This window comes from Streptomyces sp. NPDC043996 (genome assembly GCF_056435225.1).
In genome coordinates, this window is the sequence record NZ_JBWKEY010000003.1 from 779791 (window position 1) to 797284 (window position 17494).

At 72.8% G+C, this 17494-nt stretch carries 14 protein-coding genes and 1 rRNA gene; 7 read left to right on the forward strand and 8 right to left on the reverse strand.

Annotated features, from left to right (window positions below):
* Positions 1-196: 196 nt before the first annotated feature.
* Positions 197-778 (forward strand): GNAT family N-acetyltransferase, encoded by a 582-nt coding sequence (locus tag AC07A4_RS10835; RefSeq protein WP_478595843.1) that lies wholly within the window; start codon positions 197-199, stop codon positions 776-778.
* Between the two features lie 157 nt (positions 779-935).
* On the forward strand, positions 936-2135 hold the full coding sequence (locus AC07A4_RS10840) for a winged helix-turn-helix domain-containing protein (RefSeq protein ID WP_478595845.1): 1200 nt from the start codon (positions 936-938) through the stop codon (positions 2133-2135).
* A gap of 24 nt (positions 2136-2159) precedes the next feature.
* Here AC07A4_RS10840 and AC07A4_RS10845 read toward each other — a convergent pair whose 3' ends face one another.
* The 7 genes from AC07A4_RS10845 to mtnA form a co-directional block, all read right to left on the reverse strand.
* Positions 2160-2903, reverse strand: a complete 744-nt coding sequence (locus AC07A4_RS10845; RefSeq protein WP_478595847.1) for a response regulator — start codon at positions 2901-2903, stop codon at positions 2160-2162.
* Between the two features lie 197 nt (positions 2904-3100).
* Positions 3101-3793 (reverse strand): ribosome hibernation-promoting factor, HPF/YfiA family, encoded by a 693-nt coding sequence (gene hpf / locus AC07A4_RS10850; protein ID WP_478595851.1) that lies wholly within the window; start codon positions 3791-3793, stop codon positions 3101-3103.
* A gap of 314 nt (positions 3794-4107) precedes the next feature.
* Positions 4108-5007: a ComF family protein gene (locus tag AC07A4_RS10855; protein ID WP_478595854.1), complete on the reverse strand. Its 900-nt coding sequence runs from the start codon at positions 5005-5007 to the stop codon at positions 4108-4110.
* Between the two features lie 478 nt (positions 5008-5485).
* Entirely contained in the window at positions 5486-7330 is a 1845-nt protein-coding gene (locus AC07A4_RS10860) for an LpqB family beta-propeller domain-containing protein (protein WP_478595857.1), read from the reverse strand.
* Positions 7320-9404 (reverse strand): MtrAB system histidine kinase MtrB, encoded by a 2085-nt coding sequence (mtrB, locus tag AC07A4_RS10865; RefSeq protein WP_478595859.1) that lies wholly within the window; start codon positions 9402-9404, stop codon positions 7320-7322. Before mtrB ends, AC07A4_RS10860 begins: the two co-directional genes overlap by 11 nt.
* Before the next feature lie 115 nt (positions 9405-9519).
* Entirely contained in the window at positions 9520-10209 is a 690-nt protein-coding gene (gene mtrA / locus AC07A4_RS10870) for a two-component system response regulator MtrA (protein ID WP_198502768.1), read from the reverse strand.
* A 4-nt stretch (positions 10210-10213) separates the two neighbouring features.
* Positions 10214-11503: an S-methyl-5-thioribose-1-phosphate isomerase gene (gene mtnA / locus AC07A4_RS10875; protein ID WP_478595865.1), complete on the reverse strand. Its 1290-nt coding sequence runs from the start codon at positions 11501-11503 to the stop codon at positions 10214-10216.
* Between the two features lie 161 nt (positions 11504-11664).
* Between mtnA and AC07A4_RS10880 the strand changes: the two genes are divergently transcribed.
* The 5 genes from AC07A4_RS10880 to AC07A4_RS10900 are packed head-to-tail and all read left to right on the forward strand — an operon-like array spanning position 11665 to position 17308.
* Positions 11665-12945, forward strand: a complete 1281-nt coding sequence (locus tag AC07A4_RS10880; RefSeq protein ID WP_478595867.1) for a DUF7847 domain-containing protein — start codon at positions 11665-11667, stop codon at positions 12943-12945.
* Between the two features lie 4 nt (positions 12946-12949).
* The gene (locus tag AC07A4_RS10885) at positions 12950-13702 is read left to right on the forward strand and encodes a DUF4129 domain-containing protein (RefSeq protein ID WP_478595869.1); all 753 of its coding nucleotides are present in this window, start codon (positions 12950-12952) and stop codon (positions 13700-13702) included.
* Positions 13699-15018: a DUF4350 domain-containing protein gene (locus tag AC07A4_RS10890; RefSeq protein ID WP_478595872.1), complete on the forward strand. Its 1320-nt coding sequence runs from the start codon at positions 13699-13701 to the stop codon at positions 15016-15018. Before AC07A4_RS10885 ends, AC07A4_RS10890 begins: the two co-directional genes overlap by 4 nt.
* Positions 15018-15998: an AAA family ATPase gene (locus AC07A4_RS10895; protein WP_478595960.1), complete on the forward strand. Its 981-nt coding sequence runs from the start codon at positions 15018-15020 to the stop codon at positions 15996-15998. The genes AC07A4_RS10890 and AC07A4_RS10895 overlap by 1 nt, the downstream gene beginning before the upstream one ends.
* The gene (locus AC07A4_RS10900; protein ID WP_478595874.1) at positions 15998-17308 is read left to right on the forward strand and encodes a DUF58 domain-containing protein; all 1311 of its coding nucleotides are present in this window, start codon (positions 15998-16000) and stop codon (positions 17306-17308) included. Before AC07A4_RS10895 ends, AC07A4_RS10900 begins: the two co-directional genes overlap by 1 nt.
* A gap of 120 nt (positions 17309-17428) precedes the next feature.
* On the opposite strand, the gene rrf is transcribed toward AC07A4_RS10900, so the two are convergent.
* Positions 17429-17494: ribosomal RNA gene (gene rrf, locus AC07A4_RS10905) — 5S ribosomal RNA — on the reverse strand; the annotation flags it as partial.

Sequence of the window (17494 nt, forward strand, 5' to 3'; positions counted from 1 at the left end):
GTATGCGAGGACCCGGCCACGCCGGGAGGTCTGCCAGTACGTCAACGCTCGGGCGGCCTGGAAGGTGCCGCATACCGGACCATCCGACGGTGAATCCGCCCTCCGCTGAATCGTCCCGCCGACGCCGTCCACCCGCGCCGGGGAGAGCGCGCCAAATCGCTGGCGCCGCGCGGGGCGCCCCGCGCAGAATCGGCCGATGGAGCCCGTCACCCTCACCACCGAACGCCTGCTGCTGCGCGCCTTCACGTCCGCCGACACGGACGAGGTGTACGCGGCCGCCCAGGACCCCGACATCCAGCGCTGGACGACCATCCCGTCGCCCTACACGCGCGTGGACGCCGAGAGCTTCACCGGCCGCATGGTCCCCGACGGCTGGCGTTACGACGTCGAGTACACCTTCTCCGTACGCCCCCGTGAGGGCGGCCCGCTCCTGGCCGCGACGAGCCTGCACCACCCGCGCGCGGGCAGCTGGGAGATCGGCTTCTGGACCGCCAAGGAGCACCGGGGCCACGGCTATATGACGGAGACCGTCCAGGCCATGGCCCACTGGGCGTTCGCACGGCTCGGCTGCACCCGCTTGGAGTGGCGCGCCGAGGTGGGCAACCAGGGCTCCCGCGCGGTGGCCGAGAAGGCGGGCTTCACCATCGAGGGCACCCTCCGCGCGGCCCTGCCCAACAAGAACACCCTCCGCGACTGCTGGATCGGCGCCCTCCTGCCCACGGACATCGGCCTGCAGTCACAGCAGCAGTACCTCAGTTCCAGCCCGTCCGGCGTTTGAGGACGAGGCGCGAAGCGCCAATTGCGGTTGAGCGGGGCCCGGGGCGGCAGCCCCGGTTTCGGGAAGGGGCGGGCCTGGGGCGCCCCGCGAAGGCGCCCACCCACGAGGGCCACCCACCCCCACCCCCACTGTCAGACCCTCCCCCTATCGTTCCCCCATGACCGAGCCCACCCGCACCCCACACCCCCAGGCCACCCTCACCGCCGACGAAGCCCGCCGCCTGGCCCTTCGGGCCCAAGGCTTCCTCGGCGCCCCGAACCGCAAGGCGGGCCCCCGCGGAGTCCTGCGCCACCTGGGCGCGGTCCAGCTCGACACGATCTCGGTCCTGGCCCGCTCCCACGAGCTGATCCCGTACGCACGCCTGGGCGCCGTCGGCCGCAAGACGGTGGAGCGGGCGTACTGGACGACCACGCCCCCCGGCGCGCCCACGGCGAGCCCCCACGCGTTCGAGTACTGGTCCCACGCCGCCTGCGTCCTGCCCATCGAGGAGTGGCCGCACTTCGCCTTCCGCCGCCGCGCCTACCGCGCCCGCCCGCACTGGCACCACGACCTCCCGGACGGCGCCTACGACCAGGTCATCAAGCAGCTCCGCGCCGAAGGCCCGCTCACGGCCACGGAGTTGGGCGGCGCGAAGAACAAGGGCGAGTGGTGGGACTGGTCCGACTCCAAGATCGCCGTGGAGCGCGCGCTGATGCACGGCGAGGTGGTGTGCGTGGAACGGCGCTCCTGGAAGCGGGTGTACGACCTCGCGGAGCGCGCCATCCCCGACACCCTGCTGCACGACGACCTGGACGACAGGGAGTGCGTGCGCCGTCTGGTCCGCCAGGCGGGCGAGGCCCTGGGCGTCGGCACCCGCGCGGACATCGCCGACTACCACCGCCTCAAGGGCGAGCAGTTCGACGCCGTGGTCGAGGACTCGGGCCTGGTGCCGGTGGCCGTGGAGGGCTGGGACAAGCCCGCCTGGGCGGCGCCCGAGGCGCTGGCCACGCCCCCGCGCGGCCGCCACCGCACGACGCTCCTGTCGCCGTTCGACTCCCTGATCTGGGAGCGGGCACGCACGGAGCGGATCTTCGGCTTCACCCACCGCCTGGAGGCGTACGTCCCCAAGCAGAAGCGGATCCACGGCTACTTCGCGATGCCGGTGCTCGCGGGCGGCCACCTCGTGGGCCGTGTCGACCCCGCGCGCGAGGGCACCACGCTGGTCGCCAAGCAGGTGTCCCTCGCGGGCCCCAAGGCGGTGCCCCAGGTCGCTCAGGCGCTCCTGGAGGCGGCGGAGTGGGTGGGCTGCGACGCCGTGCGCGTCGAGCGCGTGGACAGCCCGGAGCTGACCGCGCCCCTGGTCCGCGCCCTCGGCTGACGGCCGGTCCGGTGGCCCGGCCGGTCACCGGATCTCGAGGATCTTCTCCCGCATCGCGTACACCACGGCCTCCATCCGGGAGTGCAGCTGCAGCTTCTCCAGGATGTTGCGCACGTGGTTCTTCACGGTGTTCTCGGAGATGAACAACTCCTTGGCGATGTCCCGGTTGTTCATGCCGGTGGCCACCAGCTTCAGGACCTCCAGCTCCCGGTCGGTGAGCCGGGGCGCCGGGACGAGCCGCCGCTCGTCCGTCCGCTGGATCATCGACTTGAACTCCGTGAGCAGCTTCGACGCCATGGACGGGCTGATCTGCGACTGTCCGTCCGCCACCGCCCGGATCGCCGTGGCGACCTCGTCCGTGGAGATCTCCTTCAGCAGATAGCCGGTCGCGCCCGCCTTGATCGCGTCATAGAGGTCGGCCTCCTCGTCGCTGATCGTCAGCATGATGATCTTCGCGCTGGGGGCCACCTCCTTGATCGAGGTACAGGCCTCGATGCCGCCGCGCTTCGGCATCCGCACATCCATCAGGACGATGTCCGGCAGCAGATCCGCCGCCTTGTCCACCGCCTCCGCGCCATCGCCCGCCTCGCCGACCACCTGGATGTCCTCCTCCGCGGCGAGGACGATCTCCAGACCACGCCGGAAGAGCGCGTGGTCGTCCACGACCAGGACCCGGATCGGCTCCTTGCGCGGGGCGCCCGCGTCCGTGCCGATGCCGACGCCGTCCCCGGCATCGTCGTTCCGCATCGGTCCGAAGCTGTCCGCCATCGTTCCTCCCCCTGAAGGCCAGGGCCAGTGTCTTGCCTTGGCTGCACCAACCCTAGGCAGAGTCAAGCGGGTTGGGCCGTCACGCCCATGATTCCATGACCGGCCCCCGCGCCGTGCGCGCAGTGGTCGCACGCGGGTGCCCCTGGGGGCGCACACGCGCTCCAGGGGCACCGGTCTACGCGCTCCCGCGAGGGAGATCAGCCACCGAGGACACTGCCTCCGCCAGCCGATTGCGGCTGGGTGACCATGGGGTCCGCGTTGAGGTGGATGACGCCGTAGTCGTAGGCGTGCCGCCGGTAGACGACGCTCGGTTCCTTGGTCTCGGAGTCGATGAACAAGTAGAAGTCATGGCCGACCAGCTCCATCTCGTAGAGCGCCTGGTCGAGCGACATGGGGGCCGCGACGTGCGTCTTCTCGCGGACCACCAGGGGCCCTTCGCCCTGGATCTCCAGCGAGCCGATCCTGGTGGTCGGCACGCCATCGGGCTCTTCGTCGTGGGCCAGGGAACCGTCCCCGTTGAGGTGCGCCGCGTCCGGCACGCGGCTGGCGACCTCGGCGGCGGTGAGCCGGCCGGCACCGCGCCGGTTGTGCCGCTTCTCGTGCTGCTTGCGCAGCCGGGCCTCGAGCTTGGCGGTGGCCAGGTCGAGCGCCGCGTAGGGATCCGACGCCGATGCCTCCGCCCGGATCACGGGCCCACGCCCACGGACGGTGATCTCCACACGGTCGGAACGGTCGGCCTGACGCGGGTTGGTTTCCTTGGACACCTCGACGTCGAGGCTGATCACCTTGCCGTCGAGCTTCTGGATCTTCTCCAGCTTCAGCTTCTCGGCCACGTGCTTGCGGAACCGCTCGGGCACCTCGGTCTTGCGGCCCTTGACGACGATGTCCACGCAGAACTCCGTTCCCGGATCGCTCCGCGACTTCGGCGGAGCCTCTCCCTTTTGCACCAGACCCCGGACACTCCCGGAGCCTCGGACTCGGTGACTTCCACCTCCTCCTCCCCCGTGGGCAAGATCTCCACCCACCGGTTCCGGGTGATTGCGGAAAACCCGTGCACCGGCATTCCGATAAGCGAGGGGCGCTGTGCGCGGCTCCTCACAACCGAACATATCTCGCCCGGACGGATGTCGTCACCCTCTACTGACACGTACCTCCATTCAGGTACTTCCACCCTCTCACTACCAGCAACGATGGAAGTTCTCCGTCAGTTCCGGTTTATTTTGAAAGAATCCGGTGTAGCCGCGACGACCGCCGCTCTCACCTTATTTTCCGCGCCCTTTGCCCCGGCCACCAGTGCATTCGGTCCCGCGCCGACGGCGTCCTTCTCGCCACCGCGGCTTGGCCGGTTCCCTATCTGGTTCTCCGCCTCGATCCATGCCTGCCGACCGGTGCGGCGCGCTCGCTGGTCTCCTTCCCCGTTCGCGCCCTCCACACCACCCATCGCACGGGTGGCCTCCACGAGCGAGGCTCCCGTCGTCATGAGGTCGTCCACCACGACGACGCGCGCCGCGCCCCGCAGCAGCCGCCCCGCACCGGCGGCCACCTCCAGCGCCCCCGACAGATTCGCCTGCCGCTCACGGGAGTTGAGGCCCGCCTGGTCGGCGACGGCGCGCCGCTGCCGCAGCACCGCGAGCACCCGGGCCGACACCCCCGAGCGCCGCAGCTCCCCCGCCGCGGCCAGCGCGATCCGCCGCACCGGGTCGTGCCCCCGCGCCCGCACCGCCCACCGCGCGGACGGCACCGGCACCAGGAGCACCGGAGCCGCGCCGTCCCGCCCGGCCTCGGCGCCGGACGCCCCGGGTGCGGCCCCGCACTCCAGCCCGGCCCGCACCGCGCCCGCCAGCGCCTCGCCGAGCGGCCCGACGAGCGCCAGCGCGCCCCGTTCCTTGTGTGCGAGCAGCACCGCCCGCACCGCGTCCTCGTACACCGCCGCCGCGTGCACCACCGGCAGCCCTCGTGGCTCGGGCACCGGCCGCACCCTGCGCGGCGCGGCTCCGCACAGAGCGGCCCGGCACCGGACGCACAGCGCCGCCCGAGGCGCCCCGCAGCCCCCGCACTCGGCCGGAAGGACCAGCTCCGTGAGGTCCTGCCACCACCCCCGCATGTCCACCACTGTGCCAACGCGGACGCCCCGCTGCCACCCCTGTGGATAACCACCTGTGGATAACCGCGCGCACCCCGGCTGCGCTGCGCCGACACGCTTCCATCCGCGCCGGGCGCAGGCCCGGCGGACACCGCGGGGCCCCAGGAAGCCGTCCGTCCGGCGGAGGGCCCAACCTTCCGGCAGGGGGTCCGTCAACCCGGCGGAGGTCCGTCAGCCCGGCAGAGGGTCCGTCAGCCCGGCAGGGGGCGGTCAGCCCGGCAGGGGACGGCCAGCCCGGCAGAGGTCGGCCAGCCAAGCAGAGAGCCCGACAGCCCGGCAGGGGGCGGCCAGCCCAGCAGAGGCCGCCACCGAAGCAGAGAGCCCGACAGCCCGGCCAGAGGGCCCGACAGCCCGGCACAGGCCGTCAGCCAAGCATCAGCCAGGCACAGGCCCCGTCAAGCCCGGCAGAAGCCGTCTCAGCCAGTCGGCGGAGGCCCCGTCACCCGGGATAGACCGGCGCCCGCCCGTCCTTGCCCACCGTCTGCCACTGCGCCCCCGAAGGCAGCCGCACGATCCCGTCGTCCGAGTGCGCGAGCAGCGGCTGGGTCTCGTCCTCGGACGCGGCGATCTCCTTCACGCCGGTGAGTCCGGGCAGCGTCGCCCCCGCGCGCGCCGAGCCGTCGCACTGGACGTACCGCATCTGCTGCACACCGCCGGACTCGCGTCCCACCACCACGAGGCGGCTGGGGCCCGCCCAGGACATGGCGGTGACCTCTTCCATCTGCGGGGCCGCCTCGCGCGGTTCGACGACGGAGATGATGGGCTGTTCGTCCTTGCCGACCGACCGCTCGACGCGGCCGATCCGCAACGACGTCTTGCCCTTCTTCTCCACGAGCAGCGCGATGCGCACGCCGTCCGCCGACACCCGCACGTCCTTGATGTGCCCGTCCAGGCCGGAGACGTTCACCGGCACCGGCTCGCCCGTGCCCTGGTCGAGCCAGAAGAGCCGCGGCCGCTTCGGGTCCCGGTCGGCCACCCACAGGTCGCCGCGCCCGTCCCAGCTGGGCGTGGACAGGCCGTCGCCCGCCGACTTGGACCGGGAGCGCAGCTCAGGACCGCCGAGCGAACCGCTGACCAGGGAGGCCGTGTACAGGCTGCGCCCGTCGGCCGACACCCCGGCCGCGTGCTGCTCGTCGCGCGAGATCGCGGCCGAGCGCAGCTCCTGCTCGGGGCTGCCGAACGGGCCCGGCACCGGCTCCGGCTTGGCGTTGCTCCCCGCGTTGACCGGCATCTGCACAAGCCGCTGCTTGTCGTCGACGAAGTACTGGTAGGACGGCCGGCCCGGGCCGCGGTGCGAGGCCACGGTCTCGGCGCGGTCCTTGCCGAGCACGCACAGCTGCGAGCCGTTCTGGCGCCGCAGCTCCACCTGCTCCACGCCGGACGCCGTCAAGTCCTGGAGCGTGAAGAGCAGTTGCGCGGCCATCAGGGTGCAGCGCTTCTGGTCGACCCGGTCCGCGCGTCCGTTCAGCGGCACGACCAGCTTGTTCTTGTCGTCCGGCGTCAGCGACTTGGTGCCGGGCGCGAGCCTCGTCCCCATCAGGAACGGCGAGGTGACCACCGGGCCGAGCCAGTGCGTGGGCCCCGCGAGCAGGGACTTCACCGTCTGGGTCAGCGGATCGATGCGCTGGCGTACGTAGATGGGGTCCGCGACGAGCGCCTTCGGGCCGCTGCCCTCATGGCCGGCCTCGCGCTCGGCGAAGTAGTACTTGTTGACCGCTTCGTAGTTCCGCTCGAAGTCCGACTCGCCGAGCACGACGCCTTTGGGCAGCCGGTCGATGCGCCACACCCGGCCGTTCGACCCGTTCTGCTGCGAGAGGTGCACGGTCTGCGCGTACGCCGTCTCGTCGGGCACGTACGCGTGCTGCTTGTTCACCGTCGCGATCTGCCGCCCGGTGAGGGAGTACGTGCGCCCGCTGCCGCTGTCGTTGTCCACGTTGTCGGCGACCGTGTTCGGGCCGTCGGCGAGGACCGTGGTGGAGTGCTGGGGGTCCCAGCTGTCGGACGCTTCCTTCGTGAGGTACTTGCGCGCGATCGCGAAGTCCGGATCGTCGCTGGTCAGCGCCTCGAGGAAGCCCTGGACGATATCCACGGCCTGCGCGTTCTCAGACGGCGGTATCGCGTACACGCGCACCTGGGACTGCGAGTCCGGCCGCTGGGAGGCGTCGACCTTCTTCAGGTTCCCCTCGTCGGGCATGGAGGCGCACCCGGCGAGCAGCGCGCCGCACACGGCGACCACGAGCCCGGCCTGCGAGGGGCGCACGCGCCCGTCCCGTTCAGCGCCCACGCGAGGCTCCCTGCTCCTCGTCGGCACCCGGCCCGTCGCCACTGCCCGCTCCCGGCTCCTCGTCATGATCAACTCTCGGCGCGTCATCGACTCTCGGCGCGTCATCGACTCTCGATGCGTCATCAACTCTCGTTGCGCCCCGGTCCGTCCCCGCATCCGGTACGTCGCCGCGCACGCCCGCGCCGAACGATTCGCCCCCGCCCTCGCCCTCGTCCTCAAAGGACCTCGACTGGCGCGGCACCACCCGCGCGCCGTTGCCCGGCAGGGCCGTCGGGTCCACGTCCAGGGCCGCCGCGGCCGCGAGCCGCGGCGCGACCGGCGCCTTCGCGGGCACGGGCGGAGACACCCGATCCTGCGGCCGGTGGGACACGGTGGCCCGCTTGCCGCCGCCACCGCGCGGCAGGCCCGCGGCCTCCAGGTCGCGGTGGCGCCGCGAGTCGTCCGGCTCCAGCGGTATCGGCGAGCCGCGCAGCACCTCGTCGGCCGTACGCGGCAGCGTGAGCCGGAACTGCGAGCCGCCGCCCGGCTCGCCCCAGGCCTGCAGCCAGCCGCCGTGCAGCCGCGCGTCCTCCAGGGCGATGGACAGGCCGAGGCCGGTACCGCCGGTGGTACGCGCGCGTGCCGGGTCGGCCCGCCAGAAGCGGCTGAACACCCGGGTCGCCTCGCCGGGCTTGAGCCCCACCCCGTAGTCCCGCACCGCGACGGCGACCGCGCCGCCCGCGACCGCCAGCTTGACGATCACGTCCTGGCCCTCGCCGTGCTCCACGGCGTTGACCACGAGGTTGCGCAGCACGCGCTCCACGCGCCGCGCGTCGGCCTCCGCGACCACGGGCTGCTGGTCGCCGACGACCCGTATCCGGGTGCCCTTGCGTTCGGCCAGCGGCTCGGCGCCGCCCACCACGCGGCGCACCACCTCGCGCAGGTCTATCGGCTCGGCCTCAAGGGCGGCCGCGCCCGCGTCGAACCGGCTGATCTCAAGGAGATCCGCGAGCAGCGACTCGAACCGGTCCAGCTGATCGGCGAGCAACTCGGCCGACCGCGCCGTCACCGGATCGAAGTCCACCCGCGCCTCATGGATGACGTCCGCCGCCATCCGTACGGTCGTCAGGGGCGTGCGCAGCTCGTGCGACACGTCCGACACGAACCGCCGCTGCATCCGCGACAGCTCCTCCAGCTGCTGGATCTTGAGCTGGAGGTTCTGCGCCATCTTGTTGAAGGCCTCGCCGAGACGCGCGATGTCGTCCTCACCAGTGACCTTCATCCGCTCCTGGAGACGCCCCGCGGACAGCCGCTCGGCGATCCCCGCCGCCATCCGTACGGGCGTGACGACCTGCCGCACGACCAGCCAGGCGATGGCGCCGAGCAGGACCACCACGAACAGCCCCGCCGTCGCGAGCGTGCCGCGCACCAGGCTCATCGACTCCTCTTCCTGCGTCAGCGGGAAGAGGTAGTACAGCTGGTACGAGTCGCCGTTGAGGTCACTGAGCTGCTTGCCGATCACCAGACCGGCCTGTGACGCACGGTGGTCGATGAACCTGATGCGCGTGTTGCTCTGGTACGCGAGCGTGCCGTCGCTGACCTTGTCGCGGACCTCTTCGGGAACGCTCTGGATCGGGTCAACGCCGCCGGAGGCACGCGGTCCGCGCACACTGCCGACGTCACCCGTGTTGGCGCTCAGCGTCACCACGTAGAACGCGTTCTGGCCGCCGCTCGCGAGCTGCTCGGCCAGCTCCGACATCCACACGGCGGCGTTCTGCGCGGTGGGACCGTCCCCGGCGTCGCCCTGCGGGGAGACCTGGCGCGCCGAGTTGGCCTTCTCCTGGGCCACCCGGAAGCCGCCGTCGGCCTGGCTCTGGGACGCGTTGACCTTCGCCTTCAGCAGGCCGTTGCTCACCGAGCTCATGACGACGAAGCCCAGCAGGAGCACCACGCCCAGCGACATCAGCAGCGTGGTGACGACCACCCTGAGCTGGATGTTGCGCCGCCACAGCCGCATGACGGGCAGCAGCGGGCGGCGCACCCAGCGCGTGAAGAGCCGCAGGAAAGGGCTGCCCTGCACCCCGCCCTGCAGCATCCGGCCGCGGTCGACCAGAGCCCCGAACCGGGACTCCCGCCGAGGCGGCCGTACAGTCCGCCCCGGCCGCGCTCCCGGGTCGCCGGGCGCCGGAGCGGAACTGTCCCGGGACACGTCAGCTCGGTCCGGCCTTGTAACCGACGCCACGGACGGTCACCACGATCTCGGGCCGCTCCGGGTCCCGCTCGACCTTGGAGCGCAGGCGCTGCACATGCACGTTGACCAGCCGGGTGTCGGCGGCGTGGCGGTAGCCCCACACCTGTTCGAGCAGCACCTCGCGCGTGAACACCTGCCACGGCTTGCGGGCGAGCGCGACCAGCAGGTCGAACTCAAGCGGCGTCAGCGCGATGGACTGCCCCTCCCGCTTCACGGAGTGCCCGGCCACGTCGATGACCAGGTCACCGATGGCCAGCTGCTCCGGCGCGGGCTCCTCCGACCTGCGCAGCCGCGCACGGATGCGGGCCACGAGCTCCTTGGGCTTGAACGGCTTGACGATGTAGTCATCCGCCCCCGACTCCAGGCCCACCACCACGTCCACCGTGTCGCTCTTGGCGGTGAGCATGACGATCGGAACACCGGACTCCGCCCTGATCAGGCGGCACACCTCAATGCCGTCCCGACCGGGCAGCATCAGATCGAGCAGTACAAGATCCGGCTTGGCCTCCCGGAAAGCTGCCAGCGCCTTGTCACCATCGGCAACGAACGACGGCTCGAAACCCTCACCACGCAGCACAATCCCGAGCATCTCGGCCAGTGCGGTGTCGTCGTCGACGACAAGGACTCGTCCCTTCATGCCTGACATCATCCCATTAGCTAATCGTTACCTGGCGTGACCTGGCACACAGCTCGGCAAGACCCTCGCCAGTCACCGGAGACACCACACCTTCCTCCGTGACGATCGCCGTCACCAACTCGGGGGGCGTCACATCGAAGGCCGGGTTGTAGGCCTGCGTCCCCAAGGGCGCCACCAGAATCCCCCCTCCCCCCTCGGCTCCCGCCGCCGTCGGCGCCATCGGCACCGTGACCTCCGTCACCTCGTGACCCGCCCGCTGCTCGACCTCGATGGCGGCCCCGTCCGGGGTCTGCGGGTCCACGGTCGTCACCGGCGCCACCACGATGAACGGCACGTGGTGATAGCGGGCGAGCACCGCGAGCGGATAGCTCCCCACCTTGTTGGCCACCGAACCGTCGGCCGCGATCCGGTCCGCGCCGATCAGCACGGCATCGACCTCTCCCGCCGCGAACAGCGAACCCGCCGCGTTGTCCGTGAGCAGCGTGTACGGCATTCCGTTGCGCGCGGCCTCGTACGCCGTGAGCCGGGCGCCCTGCAGCAGCGGCCGCGTCTCGTCCACCCACAGCCTGCGCAGCCGACCCGCGCGGTGCGCGCCCAGCGCCACCGCGAACGCCGTGCCCTCGCCGCCGGAGACCAGCGCCCCGGTGTTGCAGTGCGTGAGGATGCGATGGCCGCCGCCGGACATCAGCTCGTCAAGGAGCGCCAGGCCGTGCACCGCCATCCGCGCGCTGGCCTCGGCGTCCTCCTGGTGCAGCGCCCGCGCCGCGGCGAGCGCCGCCCGCGCGGCCCCCGGCCCGTCCGCACCCCCGGCGGCCGCGCCCCGGTACGCCGCCTGGGCCCTGCGCACGCCGTAGGCGAGGTTGACCGCGGTGGGCCGCGCGGCCGCGAGGGCCTCGGCCGCCTCGTCCACGTCGAAGCCGCGGGCGGCGGCCAGCGCCACGCCGTACGCCCCGGCGATGCCGAGCAGCGGCGCCCCGCGCACGGCCAGCGTCCGGATCGCCTGCACCAGCGCGGGCGCGTCGGTGCAGACCAGCTCGCTCTCCTCACCGGGCAGCCTGGTCTGGTCGAGGAGTACAAGGACGGGGCCCTCGGGTGGCTCGTCCCAGCGGATGGCGGGAACCGCCGGGGGCGCTGGGGCCTCAGGCCCGCCGAGGGCCGCCGGTGGCGTGGTCGGGGGCAGGGGAGTCGTGGGTGTTCCGCCGACGGCGCCGGGTGCCGCCGCCGAGGCCCCTGGGGGCGGTGCGGCGGCCCCGGAGGGCGGTGTCGGCCGTACGTCCTCGCCGGATCGCGCGTACTGATCAGCCATCCGCCCAGTCTGCCCGGTACCCGTCGGACAATAGAAGGTGTGCAGCCGAGGCAGCCCGTGGTCCCCGTACCCCCGCGCCTGGTCCCCGGCCCACCGCCCCGTGGCACGATGGCAGCCAACCTGCCGCCGCGACCGCGGACGGGCACTGTGAAGGAGCGACGATGAACGACACTCCGGGCTGGGCCTCGCCCGGATCTGCCCCCTCCGACGGAAACGACCCCGACCGGCAGGGATCCACCGCCCCCGACGACCAGCCGAGCGGCCCGCCCTCGAAGTGGTCCAAGGAGCAACCGCCGCCCGCCCAGTGGTCCGCGCCCGGCGCGCCAGGCCCCGGCCAGACCCCGCCTCCGCCCGCGCCCCCCGGCCAGGCCTGGGGCGGCGGCCCCGCGGGAGGCAGCGGCCAGGGCGGCGGCCCCTACCGCGGCTGGGGCGCCTGGCAGGGCCCGCCCGCCGCCGCCAAGCCGGGAGTCATCCCGCTGCGCCCGCTCGCCGTCGGCGAGATCCTGGACGGCGCGGTCTCCACGATGCGTACGCACTGGCGCACGGTCCTCGGCATCTCGCTGACCGTCGCCGTCGTCACGGAGCTCGTCGTCGTGCTCCTCCAGGGGCTCGTCCTCAACGACGCCGACACCGCGGCCCTGGACGACCCGGACGCGACCGTCGGCGAGCTGACGCGCGCCCTCGGGGACACGCTCCTGAGCTCCGGCGTCGTCCTCGTCGTCACGCTGCTCGGCACGATCGTCGCGACGGCCCTGCTGACCATGGTCACCAGCCGCGCCGTGCTCGGCCGCTCGGTGACCACGGCGGAGGCCTGGCACGACTCCCGTCCGCAGCTGCCCAAACTGCTCGGCCTCACCCTGCTGCTTCCGCTCATCGCGGTGGGCATCGTCCTCGTCGGCGTCCTGCCCGGTGTGCTCATCGCCGCGGCCGGGGCCACCGACGGCGGTGCCGCCCTGGCCGTCATCGGCGGCCTCGCCGCGGGCGTCGTCGCCATCTGGCTGATGGTCCGGCTCTCCCTGTCCTCCCCGGCGCTCATGCTGGAGAAGCAGGGCGTGAAGAAGTCGCTGAGCCGGTCCGTGAAGCTGGTACGCCGCTCCTGGTGGCGCGTCTTCGGCATCCAGCTGCTCGCCGCGGTGATCGCGAACGTCATCTCGTCGATCGTCGTCATCCCGTTCACCGTCATCGCGGGCGCGCTCAGCGGCGACAGCGTCTCCAACCTTCTTGACAGCGCCTCCGGAGACGTCGGCTGGGTCTTCCTGATCGTCAGCGGCATCGGCCAGGTGATCGGCTCCATGCTCACCTTCCCGATCACCGCGGGCGTCACCGTGCTCCTCTACATCGACCAGCGGATCCGCCGCGAGGCCCTCGACCTCGAACTCGCCCGCGCCGCCGGCGTCCCGGGCCACGGCACCTCCGACGCGCCCGGCACCCCCGGGAGCTGATGCGGTGACCCTGGCGGGGGCAGTCCTGAACAGGATCGGTACGGCCGTTCCGGCGCCGCGCACCGGCGCCGGAACAGCCTTGCTGCTGGCGCGCACCGGCGAGGACCCCCCGGTGACGATCCCGCGCGACCCCGCGCGGGAGGCAGCCGAGCGCGAGCTCTCCAAGCCGATGTACCACGAGAACGAGCCCGGCCTCTTCCAGCGCACCCTGAACCGCTTCCTGGACTGGGTGAACGACCTCCTGAACGCGGCCTCCGGGGCGGCGCCGGGCGGCGGATTCGGGCTCGTCGTCATCGTGGTCGCCGTGATCGCCGTCGCGGCGGCCCTGTGGTGGCGCCTCGGCACACCCCGCGGGGCCCCCGCCACCTCGGCGGCGCTCTTCGGCGACCGCCCCCGCAGCGCCGCCGAACACCGCGCCGCCGCCGAGGCGCACGCCGCCCAGGGCCACTGGAACCAGGCCGTCCAGGAGCGGATGCGCGCCGTCGTCCGCTCCCTGGAGGAGCGCGCGCTCCTCGACCCCCGCCCCGGCCGCACGGCCGACGAGGCCGCCACGGAGGCGGGCCGCACCCTGCCCGCGCACACGGACGAGCTGCGCGCGGCGGCCCGGGAGTTCGACGACGTCACATACGGCGGCCGCAGCGCCGACCAGACGGCATACCACCGGCTCACCCGCCTCGACGAGACCCTGGAGCGCGCCAAGCCCGTGCTCACGACCTCCGCGACGGCCCCCACCAGCTCCCCTGGAGCAGGCGGATGACCGGCCCCACGAGCCCCGCGAGCCCCTCGAAGCCCTCGAACACACCGGGCGCCCCCGACGAGGCCCTCCGGCAGGCCGCCCCCTCCGAGCCCCCTCAGGACACCCCGGCGCCGCCTGCCGGAACCTCCCTCGCCGCGACTCCCCGCCAGCTCTGGACCCGCACGCGCGGCATCGCCCTCGCGCTCGTCATCCTCCTGGCCGCGGGCATCGCGATCGCCACCGTCCGCTCCGGCGCGCAGCACGGGCGCCTGGACCCCCGCGCCGCCGACCCGTACGGCAGCCGCGCCGTCGCCGAACTCCTCGACGACCGGGGCGTGTCCACGCGCGTGGTCACCACCACGGAACAGGCCCGGTCCGCCGTGGGCCCGGACACCACCCTCCTCGTGGCCGACCCCGACGTCCTCACCGACCGCCAGCTGTCCCGCCTCCACGCCGCCACCGAGGGCTCCGGAGGCCGCACCGTCCTGGTCGCCCCCGACACGTCGGTCTCGGCCCTCGCTCCCGGCGTCAGCGCGGACGGCGCCCGCAGCGTCCACTCGACGCTGTCCCCCGGCTGCGCCCTGCCCGCCGCCCGCCGCGCGGGCACCGCCGACGTCGGCGGCATCCGCTACGAGACGCTCGCCCCGAACGCGGAGTCCTGCTACCCCAGTGACGGCCTGCCCAGCCTCGTGCGCCTCCCCGCCACGGCGGCCCCCGGAGACACCCGGGGCGACGGCGAGGCCCAGGGCGACACCGTCGTCCTCGGCGCCCCCGACATCCTCTACAACGACCGCCTCAGCGAGCACGGCAACGCCTCGCTCGCCCTGCAACTCCTCGGTTCCCGCCCCCACCTGGTCTGGTACCTCCCCTCATTGGCCGACGACGCCGTCGATGACGACGCCGACAAGAGCTTCTTCGACCTGATCCCCTCCGGCTGGCTCTGGGGCACGCTTCAGCTCACCGTGGCCGCCGTGCTCGCCGCTCTCTGGCGTGCCCGCCGCCTCGGCCCGCTCGTCCCCGAGAGGCTCCCCGTCGCCGTCCGCGCCTCCGAGACCGCCGAAGGCCGCGCCCGCCTCTACCGCAAGGCCGACGCCCGCGACCGCGCCGCCGCGGCTCTTCGTTCGGCCACCCGCACCCGCCTCGCCCCCCTCGTCGGCGTCCCCACCGCCCGGGCGCACACACCCGAGACGCTCCTGCCTTCCCTGACCAGCCGTCTGCGCACGCCCGGCCAGGACCTGCACCCCCTTCTCTTCGGCCCGCCGCCCGGCGACGACGCGGGCCTCATCGCCCTCGCCGACCAACTCGACGCCCTCGAAAGTGAGGTTCGTACTTCATGATGGACCCGACCACTGACAACGCCGGGAGCTCCGACCGCGCCCGCTCCTCCCTCGAGGCCCTGCGCGCCGAGATCTCCAAGGCCGTGGTCGGCCAGGACCCCGCCGTCACCGGCCTCGTCGTGGCCCTGCTCTGCCGCGGCCACGTCCTGCTCGAAGGCGTCCCCGGCGTCGCGAAGACCCTGCTGGTACGGGCCCTCGCCGCGTCCCTCGAACTCGACACCAAACGCGTCCAGTTCACCCCCGACCTGATGCCGAGCGACGTCACCGGCTCCCTCGTCTACGACACCCGCACCGCGGAGTTCTCCTTCCAGCCGGGCCCCGTCTTCACCCACCTCCTGCTCGCCGACGAAATCAACCGCACCCCGCCCAAGACCCAGTCCTCCCTCCTCGAAGCGATGGAGGAACGCCAGGTCACCGTCGACGGCACCCCGCGCCCCCTGCCCGATCCGTTCCTGGTGGCGGCCACTCAGAACCCGGTCGAGTACGAGGGCACGTACCCCCTGCCCGAGGCCCAGCTGGACCGTTTCCTCCTCAAGCTGACGGTCCCCCTGCCCTCCCGCCAGGACGAGATCGACGTCTTGAGGCGCCACGCGGAAGGCTTCAATCCGCGCGACCTGCGCGCCGCCGGCGTGCGCCCCGTCGCGACCGCCGCAGACCTCGAGGCGGCCCGCACGGCCGTCGCCAAGACCTCGGTCTCCACCGACATCACGGCCTACGTGGTCGACATCTGCCGCGCCACCCGCGAGTCGCCGTCCCTCACCCTCGGCGTCTCCCCGCGCGGTGCTACCGCCCTGTTGTCCACGGCCCGCGCCTGGGCCTGGCTGACCGGCCGCGACTACGTCACCCCCGATGACGTGAAGGCCCTGGCCCTGCCGACGCTCCGCCACCGCGTCCAGCTCCGCCCCGAGGCCGAGATGGAGGGCGTGACGGCGGACTCCGTGATCACCTCGATCCTCAACCACGTCCCGGTGCCCCGCTGATGGCCCCGACAGGCCGCGCCGCCCTCCTGGCGGCCCTGGGCTCCCTCCCCGTAGGCATTCTGGAACCCAGCTGGACCGGCTTCCTCGCCGTCAACGGCCCCTTGGCCCTGGCCTGCGCCTGCGACTACGCGCTGGCCGCTCCGGTGCGCCGTCTCGGCCTGACCCGCTCCGGCGACACGAGCGTGCGCCTCGGCGAGTCCGCGGACGTCCAGGTCACCGTCACCAATCCCACCAAGCGGCCCTTGCGCGCGGACGTCCGCGACGCCTGGCCTCCGAGCAGCTGGCAGCCCGGCACCGAAGTCGCCGCTTCCAGGAGCCGGTTGACGGTCCCTTCCGGTGAACGCCGCCGCCTCACCACGCGCTTGCGTCCCACCCGTCGCGGCGACCACCGCGCGGACCGCGTGACGATCCGCTCGTACGGCCCTCTCGGCCTGTTCACCCGGCAGGGTGGCCACCGTGTCCCCTGGACGGTCCGTGTGCTGCCGCCGTTCACCAGCCGCAAGCACCTGCCGTCGAAGCTGGCCCGGCTGCGCGAACTCGACGGCCGCACCAGCGTCCTGATCCGCGGTCAGGGTACGGAGTTCGACAGCCTCCGCGAGTACGTGCCCGGTGACGACACCCGTTCCATCGACTGGCGCGCCACCGCCCGCCAGTCCTCGGTGGCTGTCCGCACCTGGCGCCCGGAACGCGACCGCCACATCCTTTTGGTCCTCGACACCGGCCGCACCTCCGCGGGCCGCGTCGGCGACGCCCCTCGCCTCGACGCGTCCATGGATGCCGCTCTTCTCCTGGCCGCACTGGCCTCCCGGGCAGGCGACCGCGTCGACCTTCTCGCGTACGACCGCCGCGTGCGGGCCCTGGTGCAGGGCAAGGCGGCGGGTGATGTCCTGCCGTCGCTCGTGAACGCCCTCGCGACCGTGGAACCCGAGCTCGTCGAGACGGATGCCCGCGGCCTCACCTCGACGGCCCTGCGTGCGGCTCCCCGCAGCTCGCTGATCGTGCTGCTCACCAGCCTCGACGCGGCCCCGATCGAAGAGGGCCTGCTTCCCGTTCTCTCCGGCCTCACACAGCGCCATACCGTCGTCGTCGCGTCGGTGGCGGATCCGCATATCTCCCAGATGGCGAGGTCACGGGGCACTACGGAGGCGGTGTACGACGCCGCTGCCGCGGCCCAGGCCCAGGCGGAACGCCACCGCACCGCGGAACAGCTCACACGCCACGGCGTCACCGTCGTGGACGCCACTCCTGACGACCTGGCTCCCGCGCTGGCCGACGCCTATCTCTCCCTGAAGGCAGCGGGCCGCCTCTGACGAGGACCGCATAAGACGAACCCAGAGCAGGAGAAGAGGAAGGCAAAAGGCGAGAACGCAGAGCCCTGAAACGCAGAAAGCCCCCGTGCCATACGGCACGGGGGCTTTCTCTCAAAAGGAGTTCGGCGGCGTCCTACTCTCCCACAGGGTCCCCCCTGCAGTACCATCGGCGCTGTGAGGCTTAGC